Annotated in this window: 16 protein-coding genes, 2 tRNA genes and 1 pseudogene; 6 read left to right on the forward strand and 13 right to left on the reverse strand. The window is 55.6% G+C overall.

Features of this window, described 5'->3' with window-relative positions; all coding sequences use genetic code 11:
- Positions 1–6: 6 nt before the first annotated feature.
- Positions 7–1,416: a lipid II flippase MurJ gene (locus tag NSND_RS09530; RefSeq protein WP_080878787.1), complete on the reverse strand. Its 1,410-nt coding sequence runs from the start codon at positions 1,414–1,416 to the stop codon at positions 7–9.
- Positions 1,410–2,978, reverse strand: a complete 1,569-nt coding sequence (locus NSND_RS21905) for a Gfo/Idh/MocA family oxidoreductase (protein ID WP_080878788.1) — start codon at positions 2,976–2,978, stop codon at positions 1,410–1,412. Before NSND_RS21905 ends, NSND_RS09530 begins: the two co-directional genes overlap by 7 nt.
- 143 nt (positions 2,979–3,121) lie before the next feature.
- Here NSND_RS21905 and NSND_RS09540 point away from each other — a divergent pair, with 143 nt between their 5' ends.
- The 4 genes from NSND_RS09540 (at position 3,122) to NSND_RS09555 (ending at position 7,954) form a co-directional block, all read left to right on the forward strand.
- The gene (locus NSND_RS09540; RefSeq protein WP_080878789.1) at positions 3,122–5,374 is read left to right on the forward strand and encodes a hypothetical protein; all 2,253 of its coding nucleotides are present in this window, start codon (positions 3,122–3,124) and stop codon (positions 5,372–5,374) included.
- Positions 5,375–5,467: 93 nt separating this feature from the next.
- Positions 5,468–6,094 (forward strand): outer membrane protein, encoded by a 627-nt coding sequence (locus NSND_RS09545; RefSeq protein ID WP_080878790.1) that lies wholly within the window; start codon positions 5,468–5,470, stop codon positions 6,092–6,094.
- Between the two features lie 328 nt (positions 6,095–6,422).
- Entirely contained in the window at positions 6,423–7,193 is a 771-nt protein-coding gene (locus NSND_RS09550; RefSeq protein ID WP_080878791.1) for an IS5 family transposase, read from the forward strand.
- Between the two features lie 272 nt (positions 7,194–7,465).
- Entirely contained in the window at positions 7,466–7,954 is a 489-nt protein-coding gene (locus tag NSND_RS09555; RefSeq protein WP_080878792.1) for a hypothetical protein, read from the forward strand.
- A 190-nt stretch (positions 7,955–8,144) separates the two neighbouring features.
- Here the strand turns inward: NSND_RS09555 and NSND_RS09560 are convergent, their stop codons facing one another.
- The 8 genes from NSND_RS09560 to NSND_RS09600 form a co-directional block, all read right to left on the reverse strand.
- The gene (locus NSND_RS09560) at positions 8,145–9,890 is read right to left on the reverse strand and encodes a cation:proton antiporter (protein WP_080878793.1); all 1,746 of its coding nucleotides are present in this window, start codon (positions 9,888–9,890) and stop codon (positions 8,145–8,147) included.
- Between the two features lie 544 nt (positions 9,891–10,434).
- Positions 10,435–10,520, reverse strand: a tRNA-OTHER gene (locus NSND_RS21255).
- Positions 10,521–10,722: 202 nt separating this feature from the next.
- Complete coding sequence (locus NSND_RS09565) at positions 10,723–11,952, reverse strand: hypothetical protein (protein WP_080878794.1); 1,230 nt, start codon at positions 11,950–11,952, stop codon at positions 10,723–10,725.
- Positions 11,953–12,549: 597 nt separating this feature from the next.
- Positions 12,550–13,344 (reverse strand): chlorite dismutase family protein, encoded by a 795-nt coding sequence (locus NSND_RS09575; protein ID WP_159450723.1) that lies wholly within the window; start codon positions 13,342–13,344, stop codon positions 12,550–12,552.
- 151 nt (positions 13,345–13,495) lie between these two features.
- On the reverse strand, positions 13,496–14,974 hold the full coding sequence (locus NSND_RS09580; RefSeq protein WP_080878797.1) for a sensor histidine kinase: 1,479 nt from the start codon (positions 14,972–14,974) through the stop codon (positions 13,496–13,498).
- Positions 14,975–14,976: 2 nt separating this feature from the next.
- Positions 14,977–15,696 carry a response regulator transcription factor gene (locus NSND_RS09585; RefSeq protein ID WP_200810517.1) on the reverse strand — a complete coding sequence of 240 codons (720 nt, stop codon included), beginning with the start codon at positions 15,694–15,696 and terminating at the stop codon, positions 14,977–14,979.
- A gap of 432 nt (positions 15,697–16,128) precedes the next feature.
- Complete coding sequence (locus tag NSND_RS09595) at positions 16,129–16,842, reverse strand: hypothetical protein (protein ID WP_080878800.1); 714 nt, start codon at positions 16,840–16,842, stop codon at positions 16,129–16,131.
- Complete coding sequence (locus NSND_RS09600) at positions 16,839–17,048, reverse strand: helix-turn-helix transcriptional regulator (RefSeq protein ID WP_159450724.1); 210 nt, start codon at positions 17,046–17,048, stop codon at positions 16,839–16,841. Before NSND_RS09600 ends, NSND_RS09595 begins: the two co-directional genes overlap by 4 nt.
- 205 nt (positions 17,049–17,253) lie before the next feature.
- Between NSND_RS09600 and NSND_RS09605 the strand changes: the two genes are divergently transcribed.
- Positions 17,254–17,970, forward strand: a complete 717-nt coding sequence (locus NSND_RS09605) for a hypothetical protein (protein WP_080878802.1) — start codon at positions 17,254–17,256, stop codon at positions 17,968–17,970.
- A gap of 331 nt (positions 17,971–18,301) precedes the next feature.
- A pseudogene (locus tag NSND_RS22120) lies at positions 18,302–18,928 on the forward strand (tyrosine-type recombinase/integrase); the annotation flags it as partial.
- A gap of 167 nt (positions 18,929–19,095) precedes the next feature.
- On the opposite strand, the gene NSND_RS09615 reads toward NSND_RS22120, so the two are convergent.
- The 3 genes from NSND_RS09615 to dxs form a co-directional block, all read right to left on the reverse strand.
- Positions 19,096–19,171 (reverse strand) — tRNA-Cys (locus tag NSND_RS09615).
- Between the two features lie 105 nt (positions 19,172–19,276).
- Positions 19,277–20,482: a flavodoxin-dependent (E)-4-hydroxy-3-methylbut-2-enyl-diphosphate synthase gene (ispG, locus tag NSND_RS09620; RefSeq protein ID WP_080878803.1), complete on the reverse strand. Its 1,206-nt coding sequence runs from the start codon at positions 20,480–20,482 to the stop codon at positions 19,277–19,279.
- A gap of 44 nt (positions 20,483–20,526) precedes the next feature.
- Positions 20,527–22,473, reverse strand: coding sequence for a 1-deoxy-D-xylulose-5-phosphate synthase (gene dxs / locus NSND_RS09625; protein WP_080878804.1), 1,947 nt, complete (start codon positions 22,471–22,473; stop codon positions 20,527–20,529).
- Positions 22,474–22,518 lie beyond the last annotated feature (45 nt).

Raw genomic sequence — 22,518 nt, forward strand, 5'->3', positions numbered from 1 at the left:
AGTGACCTAACGGAGTTCTCCGGGCATGAGGGGGTTGCCCTGGATCGCAGGCTGTTCCTGAAGCTGTGCCACAGCACGTCTCCTCAACACAGCTCCGAGCATGACGCTATTCAATAGATAGTAGACACTGATCGCGGTCGCGACTCCAACCAGACCGGCAAGCCAGGCCCCGACCCCTTTCAGAATCAATCCCACCGTGTAGGTCAGCGCCTCAATCTTCGCGGGAGTCGTCATGTCGCCCTGGGTATAAAAGGCGTTCACCAATATGTGATTGATGCCGCCCGCCAGCACAACCCCGGAACAACTCATCAGGATGACCCACATCCTTGTCAGATCACCGGCCTGCAATGTGCCGTCGCGGCTCAACTGATCCAACAGATCCAAGCGGTGCACGGCGAACGCCCCGAGGAAAAGCACAAGCACCACCCCTCCACTCAACCATCCCATCCACCACACGCGTTCGCTCCATAACGCATTGAACGAATACCAGGATTTTTCGCTCGCCAGTCGAGCCAACCGGGGAACGATCGGAGCGACCACACCATGATTGAGCACTCTTCCTATTGCCGAATGAACCCGCAGCACCAGGTCCAAAACGGCGATGCTTCCAGGGGCGAGAAGCGAGGCAAAAAACCGATCGACGACAAACCCTGTGCGGTGGTACGAAGCACCGGCGACAAGCGGCCGCATCCGCCTCCACACATCCTTCGAGAGCAACGGAATATCGGCGAGAGGACCCTGTGCCACCCCGGCAAGCACCGGCAATTGCAGCAACACAGGGCCGGTAACGATCGCGACTTGTACCCAGGCAGCCAGCTGCACTCCCCATCGATCCAGCCCGACCACGAGCAGCCCCCATCCTCCACATGTGCAGAGCAGGACCGTCAAGGCCGGCCAGACAAAACGACCCTTCGCCTGGGAGAGACTCATCAGCACGATTCCACAACCGGCCCCTATCACGCCCACCGCCTGAATCTGAGCCAACTCTACCGTGAGCGCAGCAGTGGATGCAGCCAGCCCGGGCGCAAGAAGCGGGACGGCGATCGGCGCGACCAGAAATAACAGGAGGGCGACTATCGACGAGACCGCCGCGATGGCGCACAGCAGCGGCCAACCGGCCCGGTCCCGATCGGCCTCCGTCTTCGACGAGAGGAACGGGATTAAGACGAATCCGAGCGGCTCCATGAGGAACGCGGTCGCAATCTGCGGCAACGTGCCCCCGGCATAGAGTGCATCGGCTTGGGCACCGACGCCCAGATGCGCGACGGTATACCATTGGATGCCGAAGGCGCTCATGATTTGCAGCACAATGACGGCGGACAGGGTTGTGCCGACGTGTAGACCGCTCTTGGCCGGTCCCTCGCCGCGATCATGAGCCGCGTGAGGAGCGACACCGAGTTGCCGCGAGCTTACCATTCTTCCGCCAGCCCATCACGACCTTTGCGATAGCGCCGTTGACAGACATGACATGTGAGCTGCCCTCGGGCGTCCTTGAGTTGCACGCCACATTGACACATCCAGCCCGTGCGGCGGGCAGGATTTCCAACGACCAGTGCATGCGCGTCAACGTCGCTCGTAACCACGGCACCGGCACCGACGAACGCATACCGGCCGACGGTCACTCCGCACACCACCGTGCAATTCGCACCCAAACTCGCGCCACTCCGAATCAGCGTCGGCTTGATCTCGTTCATGCGAGGTACTTCACTGCGCGGATTGAGCACATTTGTAAACACTACTGATGGCCCGCAAAACACCGCGTCTTCCAGGGTCACCCCTTCATACACCGACACGTTGTTCTGGATCTTGACTCCATCTCCGATGGTCGTGTTCGGGCCGATCACGACATTTTGACCGATACGACAATTCTTCCCGATTTTCGCCCCACGCATCACATGCGACACATGCCAGATTTGCGTTCCCGCACCGATCTCAGCCCCCTCATCGATGAACGCTGATTCATGCGCCATATAGGGACGCCTGGGCGAACCGGTCTCAGGCGTGCGTCGCATCACCTGCCCGGTTTCGAGCGATTTCTGGCACAGCTGTAACACCTGCAATACCCGCAGGGCTTCACTCCCATCAGTTCTGGGCGTGCTCCGTGTCTTCACGCAGTCGAGGAAATGCGCACATTCGGCCCGCAACGGTTCCTCGTGAGTCACGGGCACAACCTCAGCGTCCATTTTTGTGGGCACAGGGAGTTGATCTTTCCATCCGATGGAGTGGGGATAGAGCAGCAACTTATGTTCAGGCTCCATATCGTCGAAGACAGCCATCTTTTGATTGCCCACCACGATCAACTTCTGTTCTTTGTACGGGTGCAGCCAGGAGACAAAGACGTGCGCTTTTACTCCACTGGGAAAGGACAGCAGGCTGACGGTGACATCGGCAATCCGTGGCTGCAAGTAGTTGCCGCCCTGAGCATGGACCGTCTCCGGCATCTCGTTGAGGAGCCCAAGAATCACCGACAGATCGTGAGGCGCAAACGACCAGAGGATATTTTCTTCTTTTCGAACCCGTCCCAGGTTCAATCTATTGGAGTAGATGTATTGGATGCGCCCCAGTTCCCCTTGGGCAATCAGCTGCCTCAGCGTGAGCACCGCGGGGTGATACCAGAGCAAATGCCCCACCATCAGTACCCGCCCCTGGGCCGCTGCGAGCGCGACCAATTCTCGGCCGCCTTCAAGGGTGAGGCACAGGGGTTTCTCGACGAATACATCCTTCCCCGCCAGAAGCGCATCCCTGACCAACCGGCCGTGGGTTTCTGCGGGAGTTGCGATGGCCACCGCATCGATTGTGCGGTCCCCGAGCACATCGGATGGTGAGACTGTTGTGACACATTCCGGATAGTGCTGCGTGAAATATGGAAGCACCCTCTCGTCGGTATCGCAAATAGCCCCGAGCGCCTGAAGTTCGGCGAAATTCCGGATCAAGTTCTTGCCCCAGTAGCCCGCTCCGATCACTGCAATTCGGCTCATGACCCTATTCCCTCTGCCAGCCCGGTCTTCGACACGCCTGGACTCACGCGCTCCCTGCCTGGCGGCATTCAATGAGAACCTTCCCTGCAGGGTTCCCGAACGTTGACGTTTCACACCGCTCCCACTTATGATCCGCTCCCATTGTGTTTCAGCCCACCTCCCTCACATGGCGCGCGCTTCCACTGATCGTCGTTTGGACGCTCCTGGCGCTGTTTGACACACTCCCAGCCTCAGGGGACAGCACAGGGGATTCCGCCTCCGCCCCACACACGCTTGACCTGCATGTCGAAACCACAACCTTCCTCCTGAACCTTGAAAAACAAGGGCTCGAGGACAACACGTTCACGAATGGTCTGGGCCGGGATACGACCCTGATGGGCAATCTGCTGAACGTGTATGTGCGGAAACGCCTGCTGTCCTCCGTAGACTTGGACCTTGGAGTGTTCGCCAATATGCCGTACGGCCATGACACGGAAGTGTCGCAAGTCCGGCCGATCGTCCGCCTTCAATATCGCCCCACTGAAGAAATCAAGGCGCTGCTCGGCACCCTTTCGGTCCCGCACCGGGACTTTCACGACGCGGTCTTCGACAACGCCAACCGGTTTGTGCGACCGATCGAACAGGGTGCGCAAGTGACGGTGAACTCAGAGTATTACCGACAAGACCTGTTTATCAACTGGGAGCAGGCCTTCCGCGGCTCCGCCACCAATCGATACGATGTGGGTTATGCGGGACAACTTCGAGCCGGCCTCTTTCGCTTCAATGGGCAGGCTCACTGGGTCCATCACGGCCAAGCCCTTCTCAAACTCGATCGCTCCTTCAATACCGGCAACAATCTGGTGACCGCGTTCGGCCCCGAACTCGTTTTCAAACCGGCACGGTACTTCAGTTCCCTCCGATGGTGGAATGAACTCGGCATCCGGCTGACGTATCTCAACAGCTTTAATCAAGCGGCTCGCGCCACCCCCTATGATCAGGGACGCGGCTACGACGTTCAAGCCTGGCTGGATATCGCAGGCTGGCGGCCGCGCATAGGATTCTGGCGCGGCGTGAACTTCCTCGGACAACAGGGTGACCCTGAATTCGTCGCAGGAAATTTCATGGAAGTGGGGCTCTCCAAAGTGTATGCGCTCGGGGAGAATGCCTCCATCGAGTTCGGGGTGCAAGCGAGGCGCCTGCGCAATGCGGTCAATGAATTTATCCCGCAAGGGACCAAATGGGTGAACCAGCAATATCTCGTCTTCAATTGGAACTGGGATACCGCAAATGGTCGGTTCATGAGAGACCTGTTCCCCACGCAGAGCAACCCGGCCGCCACCGAGCCTTCAGATCCCACGCCTCGGTTTACGGCCAAACTCGACACCCTGACCTATGTGTATAACATCGGCTATTCCGGCCTCCTGGAAATCGGAGGGCGACCGGTCGCGAACAGTACGCTCGCCGGTCAATACCTTGCGCCTGTGCTCAGATACAGCCCTTCGTCCAGGTTGAATCTGGATATCGGCGTCTTTGCGGGGTTACCCGTCGGGGATACGCAGCGATTCCACACGGTACAGCCGATCCTGTCGGCGGAGTATGAACTCTGGCCGGCGGTGTCGCTGATTGCCGGCACGATCAAGCGCAACCACCCCTTTGTGGATGCCCTGTTCAACGATGCCTCCCTGTTTTCACGCCCTCTCGAACAAGGGTTCCAGCTCCTGGTGAACCGGGAACATTACCAGCAGGATCTATTCATCAACTGGAACCAGATCGAGACGTTTCAAAAGGCGGAGCGATTCGACGTGGGATACGCAGGGCGCGCGAGCGCCGGATTCTTTTCCTTAAACGGCCAAGTCTACTGGACACACAGCGGCGGGGCCCAGTACTCGGAATCACGCACGTTTTTCGGAGCCGGCCTGCCGAGGGACCGGCCGGCCTCGAACAATTTCCTGACGGCCGTCGGACCGCAATTCACGTTCCAGCCCAATCGCTACTCGTCCGCCCTGTCGTGGTTTCGTGAAATCGACGTGATGGCGCTGTATCTCACCAGCCAAAACGAGCCGACCCAGAGCGGAGCGCCGATCGTTCGCGGCCGGGGCTACCAACTGACGGCAGGTGTGGATCTGGACGGCTGGCGGCCGTACGTCACGATTTGGCGAGGCGAGCATTTCGTGAATGAACAGGGCGACCCGGCCTACTACGCCGGAAACTTCACGGAGTTCGGCCTCTTGCGCGATTTTTTGCTGCCGGCCGGGTTCTCCTTGCGGGTCGGCGGGTTCGGGCGCGTGATCGACAATCGCATGACCCATACCGAGTATGCGTTACTCAACTGGTCCTGGGATCAATCGCCATGGCGCGGGTTCTGCTTGCGACCGACGTTACTGCATCGAAGCGAGTCGTCCTGCAGCCAGCCTTGAGACACACTTCTCTCTTGCCACCCCGCATCAAGCCCGTTAGAGTAGCACCAGCGACAGGCGGCAGGCAGACGTTTCGTTCATGGTGGAGGGTGTATGTTTCGTAGGAAGTTAGCGGTTTTGTTAGGAATCGTGGTGCTTTGCCTCCCCTCGCTTGGTCATGCCGAAAACTATGCTGCATTCGCCATTGGGCCGAATATCGCCACCCTCGATACCACGGACGTCGGCAAAATCGATCTCGCGAACAATCTGGCTTATGGCGCGAAATTCGGCCACTATTTCGACGATCGCGGCTTCAATTGGTTCGGCCTCGAAGTCGACATGTATCGATCGGCGCCCGACGTTAAACAGCAAAACATCCCCGCCTCCACCAATCGCTTCCTGTCGCAAAAAGTCGTCGGCGCTGACCTCTTGGTGCATTCGCTCGCGTTTAACGCACTCGTCCGCGTCACCGGCTATCAATACAAAGTTGAGCCCTATGCAGGTCTCGGCATCGGCCTCAACATGGGGAATCTTTCGGATGGAAACTTCAGGCCGGAAGCGTCGTTCGCCCCGAGCTTTAACGTGCTAGCCGGCATCAAATATTTCGTGACACCGAAGATCGCGCCCTTCATTGAATACAAGTACAATTTCGCCCATTTCAGCTTCAGTCGCAGCAACATCACGGCTGACTACCGCGCCAACCTCTTCATGTTCGGCGTTGCCTTCCATTTCGGACGATAGCCCTAGTGACTTGCCCGGTAAAACGACTCCTCCAATCTCCGGCTCGGGCATGGACCTCCACCTAACAGCCTAAGTCCAACGTGCCCTCCCACAGCACCACGCGCACAGTGGCAGACTCTGGGTCACAGCCGATCTTTGCTATTGCCGGCTAGAAGGCGTAAGGTCACAGCTGGCTATCCCCCACACTCTGCCCCCACTGCCTGCGGCCTGCCACCGCCGACAACGCTCGAAAGGCGGCTCCCCGTGTTGACGCGTCCACACAAAATCCCGGGCTAGAACCTATCTCAAAATCATTGACAGGGTGAACAGACGTCCGTATACGTGCACCATGCTGCAGTTGCGCGACGATCAATGGGAGCGAATTCGGGACCAGTTTCCTGAAGAACACATCCCGGACACTCGCCCCGGCCGCAAACCGATCCCCACCCGGGCCGTCCTGGACGCGGTGCTCTGGATTCTGAACACCGGGGCGCAATGGCACCTGCTCCCGCAGTGCTATCCCAACTACAAGACGGTGCATCGCCGGTTCCAACAGTGGTGCCAACGGGAGGTCTTGCGAGAGGTCCTCACCCAGCTGGCGAATACGTTGCGTGACGAAGGAGCCCTGGATGAACGCGAAAGTTTCATCGATGCCACATTTGCGGCGGCCAAGGGCGGCGGCGAGGCCATCGGGCTCACGAAACGCGGCAAGGGTGTGAAAATCCTGGCACTTGTGGATCGGCACGGACTGCCCCTTTCCGTGAGCACGCATGCGGCGAATCATCATGAAGTCACCCTGGTGCAACTCAGTTTCGACTTCTACATGCTCGAGGCCAAGCCCGAGCATCTCATCGGAGATCGGGCGTATGACAGCGATGGCCTCGATGCCGCCCTCCGCCACGACGGTGTGAACCTGATCGCCCCGCATCGCTCCACTCGCAAACTCAAGACCCAGGATGGGCGGCACCTACGCCGGTACCAACGCCGCTGGCTCGTGGAACGGTTCTTTGCCTGGCTCCAGTGGAAACGCCGACTCCTCATTCGCTGGGAGTACTACGCGGCCAATTTTCTCGGATTTGTGCAACTCGCCTGCATCACGATGCTCCTCAAACGATTTTGAGATAGGTTCTACTCAGGTGCCGCAACTGTCCTATTGTCATCCCCTCGAATTCAGCCACCGTTGCATCGAGTCTTTCCTTAGAGACCACCGGGCAATCTGAGCCAGACATCCGCGCCAAGCGGGACTCAGCCTGCAAGTCCTTTACATCGAATGTTGGGACTCGCCGGGCTAGCAGCGCAAAGTGGAACGCGGACAGGCTAGCCGGCGATCACCCGGCAGAACCAATGGCAAGTACACAGGCTGTCGATCCGATTACTACCTGGAGGTATCGTATGAATGGAAGAAACGTTGCGCACAGTTCACTCTGGGTACTGCTCATCAGCGGTTTCTTTGGTTGTGCCGGCGCGGGGCCGTTTGTCACGCTGCCGAGTAGCGCCTTTTTTGAGACCGACGTAAAGGAGCGAGAGGCATTGCAGGTGGTGAGCCGAACCCAGGAAGCGCGGCGGGCGAATTGCCAACAGAACGCCAGCTGTGAAGAGGTGACGTACCTCAGGGGCCTAGTCGCGCTATTCGAAAACCGCGAGGATGCGATCCACGCATTCCAAGAATTACGCACCACCGTGCCAAACGGCCGCTATGCCGCCTCCAGCACTCGCTGGCTCACCCTGCTGCAAGGCGGTCAGCCGGCATCCGTCAGGCACGAGCCGCTGTTCATGCAACTGAGACAGGAGATTCTCCATGGCCTGCTGGATCCGGACACCCTTGCCGCAAGTCGGAAACTAAAAGAACAAGAACGGCGAATTGCCGAGGTGAGCCGCTGAACGCCGGTATCAGCACGGGCTGCCGGCAGGCAGAAACAGAATGAACGAGAAGGTGATAACTAGGTTATCCCGGCACCAAGAACAATCGTAAAGGCTCCGGGTCGAGCAAGCTCTGTTTGGAAGCGCCGGGCGGGTTCGACCCACGGCATCGCAGTAAGAGATTGGATGACGCCGCAGTTAATTCAGACTTTCACGTACTTCGCCCAACACCGGCCTTCCCGGCCTCCACGTTCCCTGAATCAGGTCCCTCACCGGACGATCGAAACGCTTGGCAGGACTTAAGATAATCGAGGATGCTCGACTTCGAGACCTTCAAGGCCTGGAAGGCGTGTCGGATCAAGGTATGTGCCCCCTCGACCTCAGGCAGGATAACTTCCGTCGCTCCCACGTCCTTCAGGTCCTCAGCCTCCCTAAAGCCATGCGCTCGGGCGAGAAGGGGAGTTTTTTCGTTCAGCCCCCGGAATCGTCGAACGGTAAGCGACGTCTCGTGAATGACCGGAAGCGCCACGATCACTAACGCCGCATGTTGGGCACCGGCCGCTTTCAACAGCTCAGTTTGCGAGGCATCCCCGTAGACGCAGGAAATTCCGCGTCGGCGCAACTGTCGAACGATGTCCGGGTCGCGCTCAATCACGGTATACGGCAGTTCAAAATGATCGAGGGCGAGTCCCACCGCACTGCCCATGCGACCGAACCCACACAGCACCACATGCCCGGCTTGCTCGTCAGAAATCCCGCCTTGAATGGGCAAGGACACTCGTCCCATTTTAAAATGTAATGCAGCGATCCACCCAGGCGCATACCGAACGAGGGGCGCGTTAAGGAGAATGCTCAGCAGCGAAGCGGCCAGGGTGGCATTATACACATCCTCGCTCACATGTCCCGCCGTTTTAGCGACCTGAACCAACACGAAAGAAAATTCGCCAATCTGCGTGAGACCGACGCCCACGAGCAGGGCGGTGCCCCAAGCATAACGAAACAGCCTCACGACCAGCGTCCAAATGACGAATTTCCCCACGATAATCAATCCGAGCATGAGACCGAGCAACGGGAGATTGGCCCACACCACGCGCGGATCGATAAGGGCACCGATCGTCACAAAAAACAGGGCCACAAACGCGTCACGGAGCGACAGAAGCCGGGCTAAGGTTTCGTGACCATATTCTGAACCGCTGATGATCAATCCGGCCAGAAACGCGCCAAGCGCCAGGGACAGCCCTGCCATCTGTGTGACGGCTGCCGTGCCGATTCCCAGGGACAACGCGACCAGGAGAAAGAGTTCGGCATTTTGTGCCTTCGCAATGCGTGTCAACAACGGCGGAATGGCCTTCGCCGCGAGATAGGCGAAGGGAAGCAGAATGAGGACCGCGAGCCACAAGGCCTTTCCAATCGTGGCAAAGCGGCCTGGTTCCAGAGCACCGAGCGCCGGAAGCAGGACGGTGAGCACCACCACCGCCAGGTCTTCCACGAGTGTGATCCCGATCATCACCCGGCCATGCTTGGCACGCAAATCTCCACTGTCCAGCAGCAAGCGCGCCAGAACCATCGTGCTCGCCACGGACACCACCGACCCGATCACCACGCTTTGAATCCAACTCCATCCCACCACATGGCCCAGACCGACAGCGAGGAGAATGGAGAGGAAAATGCCGAGTGGCCCTCCCAGCAGGGCGACCCACCGGACTCGTAACAAGTCATTCAGGGAAAATTCGATCCCGATGCAGAACATCAAGAGGATCACGCCGATCTCGGCGAACAATTCGAAACTATGGACATCCGAAATGGAGGGACCGGGGGTAAACGGGCTGATCAGAATGCCGCCGAAGACATATCCCAGAATCAACGGTTGACGAAGCAGAAAGGCGGAGGCCCCGCCTATGACCGCAGCGACAAAGACATATGCGAGATCTCTGAAAAAAATCGGATCAGGGGTCATGAGTCCTCTCAGACAGAAGGTCGTCTGCTATGCTGCAGACTAGCATGAACCAACGCTGGTTGCCGCGATAAGTAAAATGCTAAAGGACTGTTTGATAAGGACGCACGTATTACATGTTCGGCAGGTGTCGGCTACGAGCGATGTGATATTGCGAAGGTTCTCCTGTTTTTATTTTCCAATAGTGCAGTTTTGCAGCTTGGCCTAGGGCTCTACGACCGATGACGGCGAAGAACGACGGATAGAGAGGTCGGCCAGACAATCAATGATCTACCGCTCGCGATTGCACCCTACTGCGACTGTCTAGGATATCGAAACGAGAGCAACACTGGGAGTGGGATCGGACGCATCACCGCCTTGTACATAAGTTGGAACGGGATCGCAGCGACAAGTCCGAACGGAACCGGCAGTAAAACCGGGAGTAGTCGGATGCAAAGGGAATGACGAGGGGCGAGGCCTAGTCAGGAGAAATTACCCAGAATGCCCTGGAGGAGTTATCCCGTCGCTAAGAACAATCGTAAGGGATCCGGGTCGAGCAAGCTTTGCTTGGAGGCGCCGGGCGGGTTCGAACCGCCGCATCGCAGTTTTGCAGCTTGCCCGAGGGCTCTACGACCCATGAAGATCAACAGCGACAGACAGAGAGTAAGGCCATTAAATAACAAGGTGTTACGACATTTTATTGGTGCCCATTTACGACTAAAGAGGACTCCCAACCGGGAGCAAAATCGGGAGTGGAACCGGGACTAAAACCGGGATCAGGGTTTGTACGTTGCCGTAGATTGGTGGGAAGCGAATCAGTTCCCAATAACACTGCCCGTCAAAACCAACATACTAATTAATTATTAATTTGCCGTAGATCCTCAATAAAATACTTCGGGTTTCGTTTCCGCACAAGATCTACAAGAAAGCTGTCTGCGATGGAGGTTACCAAGCCCAGAGCGGGGTCATACACTCCCGCCATTGTCGTAGCCAAAAGACGCAAAGTCTTGCCTTTGTGAGTCGAAACAAATGGAATATCATGCATTAATCTCCCGTATTCCTTGGCAATTACGTGAGGACTGTCACGACACTTTTCATGAAACCACGCTCTAAATTGAACAGCATCTCTAGTCCCTCGCTTAATCAAAATGTCATGCAGGCGTGCTGGTCTATCTGGAATCGAAGCATCTATTACATAACTCGCGATATCGGGAACTTCTGTAATTTCTTTCAGGGATCCAAATCTCTCAAAAGGACTAGATCTAGCACTGCCTCGCTGCTGTTTCGCCTTCAATACGTGACCAACAGGCGTTCCAGTAGCTGTATCCGTGCAACCAGTCTGTAATGCAAGCAACATTTCTAGATTGGCGCGGGCGATTCTAAGAACGGAATCAATTTCATCTCGCTCTTCGAAAGTCTGAATTTCCCCACACCTAAATTGATTGGGCTCAACACCAAACAAATGATCAAGACTGGTATTCCTGAGGCTAAAAGCAGTCCTTAAATATGGGCCATCTAAAATATCCTTGTAGGACTCCTCGCGGATCAGAGAAACCATCTTCTCCATCGGGAATGTTTGGGTGTTCTCAAGGATCATCCTACTTAAGTTCACCCTTCTCGGCTTCGTACTGAGCCCATTCAGGGCCCACTCCAAGGTTGAATCATCATCCGCAAATTGATCTACAGGGCGAGTTTGGTCGTGAAGAATGTCGTATGATGCAAGGCCACCCCCGTTCCCTATGTACGCAAGTGCCCCTTTCACACGTACAAAACTAACTGCATTATTTTCAATCAGCTCTGCAACGCCATCTTCTCCAAAAACACTTATCAAAATAACAACCGACATGAAGTCATGAGTTGGGACAATAACCTTGTCATACAGAAGCATGCTATCCAAAAAGGTCGATAGAGGATGCCGGCCCTTCCGTATGAAATTTTCATATCTTTCATTTGGAGATCCAGGATCGAAGTAACTCCACATGTTTCCAGCAAACAGTGCCATCGGATTAATCGGAGCGGGCTCACCTAAGAAACTAAGTTTCCACTTGAACCACTGAGGCGTCCCTTTTTTTAGTTTAATTCTCATGGATCCTTTTTTCGTTCAGCCTTTGCCTTTCCGGCACCCCTCTGCATTAAAGATTATCGAAATATAACCTCATTAGATCGACATTTCGAGGTTCCTCAGAGGCTCGCGCAAAATCTTTAGGCAATCGGCGAGCGCTTCCTTGAAACTGAATCCTCCCGCCCAAAAGTTAGGCTTCCGCCTGAGAACCCAAAGGAAGGGTCGTCCTACTTTGACCATATAGATCAAGTGAAGCGGGGGCTGCGCCCCCGAGCCCCCCGGCCGTCCGGCCCCGGCAGTCCGGAGCGGCCGGCGGGCCTTCGTGGTCAGCATATTTCGCGTCTAGTTGATAATCCTGGGCAGACAAAGTCTTCATCTCAACTCTGCATGGCCACTAATTCACCAAGGGGACGGCCAAGCTAGCGCATCGCCGTCACCACTTGAAAATAACCCTGCATTTCCTCCCTCTCACCCCCTGAGAAGCCAACAGGTGGTGACAGGGTGGGGCGGATATAGAGCCTATAACTAAGTATTAGAAGTAAAGATTTGTGAGTACCAGCATAGAAGTGACCACCTGTTCCCAGGTGGTCACCGTGTTCTGGAACGCGCGAGCGAAATAGACTAGCGACTGAGAATATCGAGGATTTCATCCAATGGTCGAATGGTCCCCAACAGGAGAGGATCACCGAAACGCCTATTATGACGGTTCTCCTTGACCTTGAGCAATCCAGTCACAAGATTGTTGAAATCATCCAGCTTGGATGTTTCAAAGTAGGTAATAAAATCCCAATCATCCAACCCGCTGGAGTGATAGAGCTTCCGTTTCACCGTCTTCAAGTATGCGACCGTCGCATCCGTGTGTTCCTTCATCAGGCCTGTTCGGGTGTCTTGTCCAGAAATCCACCATTCTGCGTCCTTGCGTATAGGAACCACTATAACGTATGGGCTGCCCTGAGGTGGCGGTGTCTTCAACTCCCCCTTCAGTTCTTCTGGGAAGCTAGGGACATAATTTAGGGTTTTGGTGATGCCATTGAAGGTGTCAGTATTTTTCATATCCATCCCCATAGTGGTCCCCATGAGGTCTAACAAGAAGTTCTGATTATGAACCATCTCTTTCGAGTGAATCCTGACAAGTACATCAGCTCTCTCAGACAGACCACGAAGCAAATGCGTATCGACTATTAACTTATCGGCGTGCTTTTCGAACACCTTTTTCATTTCGGAGGCCGCCTTGACACGCGCTTCATGATCCATCTGCCACCAGTGCTCCCCCATCTTGAACACAGCAAACGTTGCGTAGACACCAGGATCCTTTAAGAGCTTGTCGTGATCCATGGCCGCCTCACTCACTACAGACAACATGGGAAGGAAGCATAATAGAAGCGCAACCATCGAAATCTGACTGATTCTCTTCATAAGTCCGTTCTCCTTTTCGGTTAAAAGGGCTGGTACAACCCAATGCATGGTCAAGCATAGCCCTGCCCCTTCACATCGATCTCACGAAATTGTCACATTTTTATCACGCCTGATGTGGCGAGCGGCCCGTAACGGTCGAGAACAATAGAGACTAGAAGTGCACGGTGGGCAGTTCAAAGCTGATGATGGTTCCGATGTTAGGTATACTCTCTGCTCGAATTGTACTTCCATGTAGCTCTAGGATTCGCTTAGTAATGGCCAGCCCGAGCCCAGCTCCTCCAGGCTGATTTTGTCGATTCGCCCTATAAAAACGATCAAAAATATAAGGCAAGTCGTGATCAGCGATACCACAGCCAGTATCAGAAATTCGTATCATAACCGAGCCGGATTCGTGGCTTAACGAAATCGCAATGGTCCCTCCGCTCGGTGTATAGCGAGTAGCATTATTGATTATGTTTTCTAGCGCCCGCTCGATGAGGCCGATATCAGCCTCCACAAATGGCAGATCATCTGTAAAACTGCTCTTTAGGGCTATCCCCCTATTTGCGACGGTGAGTTGAAACTTTTGACACACATCCTGGACAAGCTCGGCTAAAGAAAATTGTTCGCATTGAATGCGAGCTTCACGCGAATCTAAGCGAGCCAATTCAAAGAGTTCCCCCACAAGCTCCCTAAGCCGTTGGCTTTGCTTGAGGGCAATGTCGAGAAACGTCCGGTATTCCTCTCGTGTAAGCGTCCCTTCTTTCATCAGTAACGTTTCCAGATACCCATGCAAGGATGCCAGGGGGGTACGCAAATCATGGGACACATTGGCCACCAACTCACGCCGAAGGATGTCCGTCTGCTTCAAAGTGGCCACTTGCTGAAGAATTCGTTCTACCATCCGATTGAATGTGGACCGGAGCCGATCAATTTCATCACTATTCCGCTCAGGAATGAAATCCTGAGGATGCAGCTCGAGCGCCTCTGAAAAATCGCTCTTTGCGAACGTTTCCATCGTCGATGCTAGTTTGGTTAACCTTCTGGTGAGCATGTTGAATAGAAAGAGACCGCCCAAAAGAGCGAACAGTAAGCCGGTAAGTGCTGCCCAGAGACTCAGCCGGAAGATGTAGCTCCGATTCAGCATATCGGCGACGGAGTCATACTCCTCTCCGCCAAGGACAATGTACAGATATCCTGTTGGTTGTCCGTGTAAGGGTATGGCTGAAACAGAAAAGACCTTCTGGCGAGTCGCATCACGGGGATCGTCACCAAGAATAGGAAATGCGTCCGCCTCGGTGAGAAAACGATGTATTGGTTCTAACGAGACAGCCGAGCGCTTGACCTTCTCAGTGGGAGCGGAGAAGTTGACTATGCCCCCATTCTCATCAAGCAAGTACATCTCAATGCTCGGATTGATAACCATAAGTAGGTGAAACAGTTCTTTCAGAGCGTACGGACTCACCTCTCCTTGGCTGCTTAGTAACTGGTCAGCAACAATGTTTCTGGCCAGAGCACGGTTCAGCTTCTGATTCACTTCCTGCTGATACATGCGCGTCGTGAAGACCGTTAGGAGAGTGTATAGAACCCCAACCGCACAAAACAGGAAGAGCAACACAAGGGCGAGTTTGCCGTAGAGTGACCGCGACATGGTCAGTCCTTTAAGCCGGATCCTTCTAGTTCACAGAATTTGTATCCGACGCCCCACACAGTCAGAATAAAGTCGGGCTTGGCCGAATCCTTTTCAATCTTGGCGCGCAATCTGTTGATATGGGAATTTACCGTGTGTTCATAGCCGTCGTGACCGTAACCCCAGACCGAATCGAGAAGCTGACTGCGCGTATAAACTCGGCCTGGATGGGATGCAAACTGCAGGAGCAAATCGAACTCTTTGGCCGTGAGATCCCTCAAGCTGCCTCTCACTGTGACCTTCCGTTTTTCAACATCGATGAAGAGGCCCTTTGCGCGGATAGTTTTCTGAAGGTCCTGCGTCTTATCTCTAAATGCTTCAGAACGGCGGAAGAGGGCCTTTACACGTGCGAGCAGTTCTCGAACACTAAATGGTTTAGTAACATAGTCGTCAGCACCAACTTCCAGCCCAAGGACCCGGTCTATTTCTGAGGATTTCGCAGTCAACATGAGGATGGGTGTATAGGTGGGGAGCGATCGAAGCTGCCGACATATCTCTAACCCGTCGATGCCAGGCAGCATCACGTCAAGAATAATAAGGTCATATCTCTTCGAGAGCACACATTGAAGGCCATCCTCTCCGGTTTTGGCGATCTCTACGGCATATGCGGTGTCGGTCAGGTGCATCTCCAAGAGCCGACCAATATCTAAGTCGTCTTCTACGACAAGAATTTGTTTAGCCATAAAAACCATATATTCGAGGCAGCAGGAATGCCTTTAGCATAGCGTCCGTCACAAATTCATCACAGCCATAGATTATAGACCCAACTGAAAAAATCCTGGCATGCTGAGGAAATGTCCGCTTTCAATGCCAAGGCCTGGTTTAATCGAGCGAATATTCCATGTGGCGGTAGCCGAGAATTTTAAGAATCGAGACTACGAGTGGTCAGCCCGCACAGTCGATACAGAGCCAGATTTCGCATGTGACGTCATGCTCCCTATAACAAAACCGCACCCACGCCCGTTCAAATTGGCAAAACTCGCAGAGCCGTTCCTTCGTATGCTCAGAACAGAGACAGGCTTTGCGCGCACGATCATACGTGGTGGCTTCCCGTCTGCAACCTGCCGGCCCAAATAGACTCGGCAGCTTCAGATCGCATCGATGCCAGATCATCCTCACACCTCCTGATAGACAAGCCCCTTCCCCAGCACGAGTTGCAGAATGGTGCCGCTAAACCAAATGGGATGCCCTGACAGCAGATCCTCCCAGGTCTTGATGAAAACGATCCTCGGGATTTCAATCTCGCCTCTGATCCGTCGGTAGGCATTCCTGGTCGACCATTGATGCCGCATCTCCTCCCACAGTCGGCTGATGGGAAAGCCCAGCGACCGCTTCCAGGACCAACACATATTCACGTAGCCACATTGATCCTGGACGTACTGGCTGATGACATAGCGGCTGAGACGGTTTCGTGAACGATGGCTAGGCTGATAGGCCTTGATCCAGACCACCGGAGCCCCGTGGAGGGCTTGCCACTGGGAGGAAAGCCATTCCTGAGAGATCCAGAAGCGGCGGGCGCGCTCCCCGTCCGGCACCCGCCAGGCCCAGAAGATATGGAGGACGCCATGCCCTTCCTCAGTCCGGACCTGGTAATACTCCAACCCCTGAAAGCCGAGCTGGCGTTCGATCCGCTGACGCAGTTGTTTATGATGGTAGGTCAGCTTCTCCGCATCCCCGCCTTCTGCCGTGGAGAGCGTGACCCAGAGCACCTGGAACTGGTGGCATTCCCAGAACCAAAGCAGCGACCGGACGCGGTGATAGCCTCGTTTCTGCTTTCGCGTCCATTCCCCGGCGACGGGCTCCCGCCGGAACTCCTTCCAGCGGCTCATCGGGCACCTTCCGCTTGAGGGATGGCAGGTCTGAGGCCGGCAGACAGAATCCGTTCGAGTTCTTCGATGGGAATCCGTACGGCGCGCACCGACGGCTTCACATAGGCGATCTGCCGTTTCAGGATGTATTTCCTGATCGTGCTTTCCTTGAGCCCTAACCGATTTGCCGCTTCTCGAATGGTGATCAATTTTGTACTCGGGACCATCGGGCACCTCCTTGGTAATGAGTGAATCATTTCTGTTATGCCTAATACTTATTAGGCATAACGCTCATTGACATGCATTACCATTGACGAGGTACACTCCCCAAGAGTTTTCAGTCCCAAGGTGCCTCGTTCACCTCCAGTTTTTTCATATGAAATGGGGTGGAGTGATGAAGCTGCCGAAGCCAGCTACAGAAGGAGAGGTCAGATGACCATAGACCGTGCCGCAATTTTTGAGCAGTTCTACGGCGAGATGAAGAAGGCCAGAGAGCGGATTCTCACCACAGCAGACGGCGAAGTCGGCTGGCTCTTGAAGTTTATCCAGACCGACCTAGAAGCTCTCACGCCAAGTGAATGGATGGTCCTGGCTTTCGAGGTGGCCAGCTTTGTGGATGACGTCGCGAATCGCCATGGGGAGGAAATCGCGACAGAAGGAGGGTGGAGCGTCCAATCTATCCCAGGAGAGAGGTTTCGTGGCACTATTCCAAGCAGCGCAGAGGCCAAGGAGGTTCAGACCATGGTCCTCCACAGCCTGGAAAACTTATGGGAAAAGGCAGTGACTGCCTTCACGTTCCCTCAATTCACCATCATTGTCACACTGCCTGGCGCGGACCACGAACGAAAAGGGAATGTGTTTGTTGCCACAAAGCGAAAAGTGAAGGAGTTTGAATATCGGTTCGCCCATTTATTGGTCGACTATTCCGGGCGAATTCGCCGTTGCCCAGAATGCCAACGGATTTACTTAGCGATTCGGTTTGATCAAACATACTGCGGTCCTCGGTGCCAGACACGAGTGGCCACTCGTAAATGGCGAGAGAAACATCTACCGAAGAAACAAAAAGCCTCAGTAGGTAGGACTGGCACAACGGCGGATTCCGACATGAAAAACCGAAAGGGAAAGCCCGATGGCAAGGCGAAACGGTAAAGACCGTGGGGTGGTGTTTAAGCAAGGCGGTTGGTGGGTCCGCCTGTATGTGAATGGCCGGGAGAAATGGTTCCGGGCGGACTCCAAGAGCCAAGCCAAGACACTGTACGGTCGGTTGCGGTCCGAGGCTCGCGAAAATCGCTACTTTCCCGAGAAGTATGCCGTCTCCAAGGAATTGACCCTCCGGGCATGGATTGCGCGGTATCTGGAAGGCGTGACTTCACCAGGTCTTCGGAATGTGCATCGCTATGGAAAGTTCTGGTCGAAGCTCCTAGGACGGAAGCTTCTGACCGAGATTACCGCCGACGACTTACGGCATATCCAAGCCAAAATGAAGCACAAGGGCACACGAACCGCCCGAACGATTAACCGCTACTTTGGAGCCCTGCGACGCATCCTGAACTTGGCGATTGCCGATGGTTTGCTTTCGGCCAATCCAGTCAAAGGCGTGAAGTTCTTTTCAGAACCAGCCGGGCGACTACGGTTCCTTAGTGATAGAGAAATCTCCAGCCTGCGCGATACCTTGCCTCCAGAGCACTGGTTGATTGTGGCCTTCGCTCTCGAAACAGGGTTACGCCTCACCGAGCAGTTTCATTCGCGCTGGGACTGCCTGAACACCGAACAGGGCATCTTGACCATTCCATTGAGTAAGTCCGGCAAGACCCGCCACGTCATTCTGACGGATGCCGCGCTGGACATCGTCAAGGGTCTCACCTCGTGGATGCACAGCCCATTCCTGTTCCCGAGTCCTCTTACCTCCGCACAACCGATGCAGGGGCGCAACTTTGTGGTGAAGATCTACGAGCCAGCCTTGAAGCGAGCTAAAATCGAAGATGTCACCTGGCACACCTTACGGCATACCTTCGCGTCTCGGGCTGTCATGGCAGGAGTGGATATCAGGACAGTGCAGGAACTGATGGGCCATTCCACGATCACGATGACAATGCGCTACGCCCATCTCTCCCCGGCCCATCTGCGAACGGCGGTAAATCGAGCGAGTTTAGGAGCGATTGCGTCGAAAAGTGCGAGTGGAACCGGGAGTAAAACCGGGAGTAACGAAAATCAGCGGGTGGAACAGGGTCCGGTCAGAATCACCGAACCCTCTGAGATATCTGCAGGAATGATTGGAGGCGCCGGGCGGGTTCGAACCGCCGCATCGCAGTTTTGCAGACTGCTCCCTTAGCCACTTGGGTACGGCGCCACGGATCGGATTATAGAAGGGGGAGCTTCAGGAACTCAACCGCGAAGAGCAGAGAAATGGAGGAATGTTCAAAACATAGTCCAACTGAGGGGGATCCGCTTCTGATCAGCGTTTCGTCGGCAAAACAGGAATATCGCGAACGATGGTGGAATGCTCATCCGGCGCATGACCGATCAATTCCCACCCAGGCTCCGCCTGCCCATCTGACGATGCTGCCGTTTCGTGAGTCCCTCCGGCGGCCTCGGCTTCTTTTTCCTTGGCCAGCAACTCGACCTCGTGGATCAGCGTGTCCATGAGTTCTTCAAGCGGCACTTTCCGCATCAATTTGCCCTTCTTGAAGAGAATCCCTTTGCCTTCACCGCCGGCGATGCCGATATCCGCTTCCTTGCCTTCCCCGATGCCGTTCACGACACAGCCGAGCACGGAGACGTTCAGCGGCGTCTTGATATGGCCGAGCTTCTTTTCCAGTTCATTCGCCATGCGCACCACATCGATCTCAACCCGGCCGCAGGTCGGACAGGCAATCACATTGATGCCACGATGGCGCAACTCCAGCGACTTGAGAATCTCGAACCCGACTTTGACTTCCTCCACCGGATCAGCCGCCAACGAGACTCGAAGGGTATCCCCGATGCCCTGCGAGAGCAGCCAACCGAGGCCGATTGCGGACTTGACCGCACCCGTCATCGCCGTGCCCGCTTCCGTAATTCCGATATGCAGGGGATAATTCGACTGGGTGGAGAACAAATAATAGGCATCGATGGCATGGTGCACGTCGGAAGCCTTGAGCGACACCTTCATATTGGTGAAGCCCTCGTCTTCCAAGGCATGGACGGCATTTAAAGCCGACTCAGACAGGGCTTCGGGAGAAGGCCAACCATACTTGTCCAACAACGGACGTTCGAGCGAGCCGCCGTTCACGCCCACGCGCAGGGGAATGCCCCGCTCATTGACGGCCTTAATGACTTCCTGCACCTTCCACCAAGCGCCGATGTTGCCTGGATTGATGCGGACGCAATCCACCACTTCCGCCGCCTTGAGGGCTAAGCGATGGTCGAAGTGAATGTCGGCGATCAGCGGAACCGTCATCGCGGCTTTGATCTGAGGAAGCGCAGCTGCCGCCGCCTCATCAGGGACGGCGACACGAATGATTTCACACCCGGCCTCTTCCAGCTGACGGATCTGAGCCACCGTGGCGTTCACATCGCGTGTATCCGTCGAGCACATCGACTGGACTGAAATCGGCGCATCTCCGCCGATCTTGACCGATCCCGCCTGAATCTGTCGCGTCTTTTTTCTCGTGATATGCATCAGCTTCTCAGCGTATGTCCTGTTTTGGTGCGCCCCGACGTCAACTAACTGCCCTGCTCATCGCCGTGCGGCAAACTCCCCACCAGCGACGCCAACCGGGCGGCATCATCCGTGGCCACACTGGCCCCGAACAAGGCCTTCACGCTGTTGTAAATTCCGTCTGCCGTCAGGCCATACCGTTCGCGAAGCAGGTCTTGCGGACCCTGCTCGATGTACCAATCAGGCAGGCCGATCATCTTCGTTCTCAAGTTCGTGATACCTTCTTCGGACAAAGCTTCCAAGACCGCGGAACCGAATCCACCCATCTTGCAGCCTTCTTCGACAGTCACCAGGCAGCGCACGTTCTTCGCCGTCTTGATGATCAATTCCGTATCCAGGGGTTTCACGAAACGGGCGTTGACCACCGCAGCGGAGATCCCCTCCTGCGCCAACCGTTCAGCCGCCTTCATGGCGGGCCAGACGGTGACTCCGATCGCCACAATCGCCACATCCGTGCCTTCCCGCAACAACTCGCCCTTGCCGATCGGCAACGCCGTCGGTTCTGGATCCATCGGCACCCCGAGACTCACGCCGCGCGCGTACCGCACCGAGGCGGGCCCGTCATGCGTCACACAGGTCTTCATCATGTGTTGCAGCTCGTTTTCGTCCTTCGGTGCTGCCACCACCATATTCGGCACATGGCGCAGGAAGGCAAAATCGAACGCGCCGTGGTGCGTCGTACCATCCTCGGCCACCAGACCGCCCCGGTCGATGCAGAAGGTCACCGGCAGGTTCTGAGTAGCCACATCGTGCACCACCTGGTCATAGGCCCGCTGCAAGAATGTGGAATAGAGCGCGACCACCGGCTTCATGCCCTGCGCAGCCATACCGGCGGCGAAGGTGACAGCATGTTGCTCGGCGATACCCACGTCATAAATCCGATCCGGGAACACCTTCTCGAACGCATTGAGGCCCGTGCCCTCGCACATGGCGGCGGTAACAGCCACGATCCGCTTGTCCTGATGAGCGACTTTGATCAGCGCATCAATCGCCATACTCGTATAGCTGGGGCGCGATGCTTTCTTGGCCGGCACACCCGTTTCACGCACAAAGGGCGGACAGGCATGGAACCAGACCGGATTATCCATGGCCGCCTGATAGCCCAAGCCCTTCTTCGTAATCACGTGCAGCAGGACCGGGCCCTTCATTTTCAGCACGTTCTCCAAGGTCGGCAGCAGGTGCTCGAAATTATGTCCATCGATCGGTCCGGCATACTGGAAGCCCAATTCCTCAAACAACAGACCGGGAAGAATCGCCCCCTTGGCCAATTCCTCAGCCCGTCGGGCGATTTTCTGCACCTCAAGGCCGATGTGGGGAATCTTCCGCAACAGTTGGCCGGTTTCCTCCCGCATACGCGCGTAGAATTCGCCGGTGAAGGTCCGGTTCAGGTAGGCCGAAATCGCCCCGACATTCTTCGAGATGGACATCTGGTTGTCGTTCAGGACGACGATGAAATCCTTGTTGGTGCCGCCGGCATGGTGCAACCCTTCGAGGGTCATCCCGGCCGTCATGGCGCCGTCACCCACCACGCAGACAACTTTGTGTTTTTCGTTCCGCTGCTCGCGCGCCTCCACCATGCCGAATGCGGCGGAGACTCCGGTGCCGGCATGCCCGGCATTGAAGGTATCATAGACACTCTCCTCGCGCTTACAGAACCCGCTCAACCCGCCGTACTGCCGGAGCGTGTGGAACTGCTCCCGTCGTCCGGTGAGCAGTTTGTGGGTATAGGCCTGATTGCTGGTATCCCACACGATTTTGTCTTTCGGCGTATCCAGGAGATATTGCAGCGCGACCGTGAGCTCCACCACACCCAGATTGGAGGCCAGGTGCCCCCCGACATTCGAAACCACCGTAAGGATCTGCTCACGGATCTCCTGGCACAGTTCCGGAAACTGCTCAGGGGAGAGGCGTTTCAAATCAGCGGGACTGTGGATATTTTTCAGCAGAGACATTGCACAATCTCCTTGTCAAATGATGACAATTGGGCGCAGGTATTC

This window comes from Nitrospira sp. ND1 (assembly GCF_900170025.1).
In the GTDB taxonomy this organism is placed as follows: domain Bacteria; phylum Nitrospirota; class Nitrospiria; order Nitrospirales; family Nitrospiraceae; genus Nitrospira_A.

What these genes read in the sequence shown, in the direction of transcription:
- NSND_RS09530 (WP_080878787.1), bottom strand. Translation starts at nt 1,416, where the DNA reads ATGGTAAGCTCGCGGCAACTCGGTGTCGCTCCTCACGCGGCTCATGAT.
- NSND_RS21905 (WP_080878788.1), bottom strand. Translation starts at nt 2,978, where the DNA reads ATGAGCCGAATTGCAGTGATCGGAGCGGGCTACTGGGGCAAGAACTTG.
- NSND_RS09545 (WP_080878790.1), top strand. Translation starts at nt 5,468, where the DNA reads ATGTTTCGTAGGAAGTTAGCGGTTTTGTTAGGAATCGTGGTGCTTTGC.
- NSND_RS09550 (WP_080878791.1), top strand. Translation starts at nt 6,423, where the DNA reads ATGCTGCAGTTGCGCGACGATCAATGGGAGCGAATTCGGGACCAGTTT.
- NSND_RS09555 (WP_080878792.1), top strand. Translation starts at nt 7,466, where the DNA reads ATGAATGGAAGAAACGTTGCGCACAGTTCACTCTGGGTACTGCTCATC.
- NSND_RS09560 (WP_080878793.1), bottom strand. Translation starts at nt 9,890, where the DNA reads ATGACCCCTGATCCGATTTTTTTCAGAGATCTCGCATATGTCTTTGTC.
- NSND_RS09565 (WP_080878794.1), bottom strand. Translation starts at nt 11,952, where the DNA reads ATGAGAATTAAACTAAAAAAAGGGACGCCTCAGTGGTTCAAGTGGAAA.
- NSND_RS09575 (WP_159450723.1), bottom strand. Translation starts at nt 13,344, where the DNA reads ATGAAGAGAATCAGTCAGATTTCGATGGTTGCGCTTCTATTATGCTTC.
- NSND_RS09580 (WP_080878797.1), bottom strand. Translation starts at nt 14,974, where the DNA reads ATGTCGCGGTCACTCTACGGCAAACTCGCCCTTGTGTTGCTCTTCCTG.
- NSND_RS09585 (WP_200810517.1), bottom strand. Translation starts at nt 15,696, where the DNA reads ATGGCTAAACAAATTCTTGTCGTAGAAGACGACTTAGATATTGGTCGG.
- NSND_RS09595 (WP_080878800.1), bottom strand. Translation starts at nt 16,842, where the DNA reads ATGAGCCGCTGGAAGGAGTTCCGGCGGGAGCCCGTCGCCGGGGAATGG.
- NSND_RS09600 (WP_159450724.1), bottom strand. Translation starts at nt 17,048, where the DNA reads ATGGTCCCGAGTACAAAATTGATCACCATTCGAGAAGCGGCAAATCGG.
- NSND_RS09605 (WP_080878802.1), top strand. Translation starts at nt 17,254, where the DNA reads ATGACCATAGACCGTGCCGCAATTTTTGAGCAGTTCTACGGCGAGATG.
- ispG (WP_080878803.1), bottom strand. Translation starts at nt 20,482, where the DNA reads ATGCATATCACGAGAAAAAAGACGCGACAGATTCAGGCGGGATCGGTC.
- dxs (WP_080878804.1), bottom strand. Translation starts at nt 22,473, where the DNA reads ATGTCTCTGCTGAAAAATATCCACAGTCCCGCTGATTTGAAACGCCTC.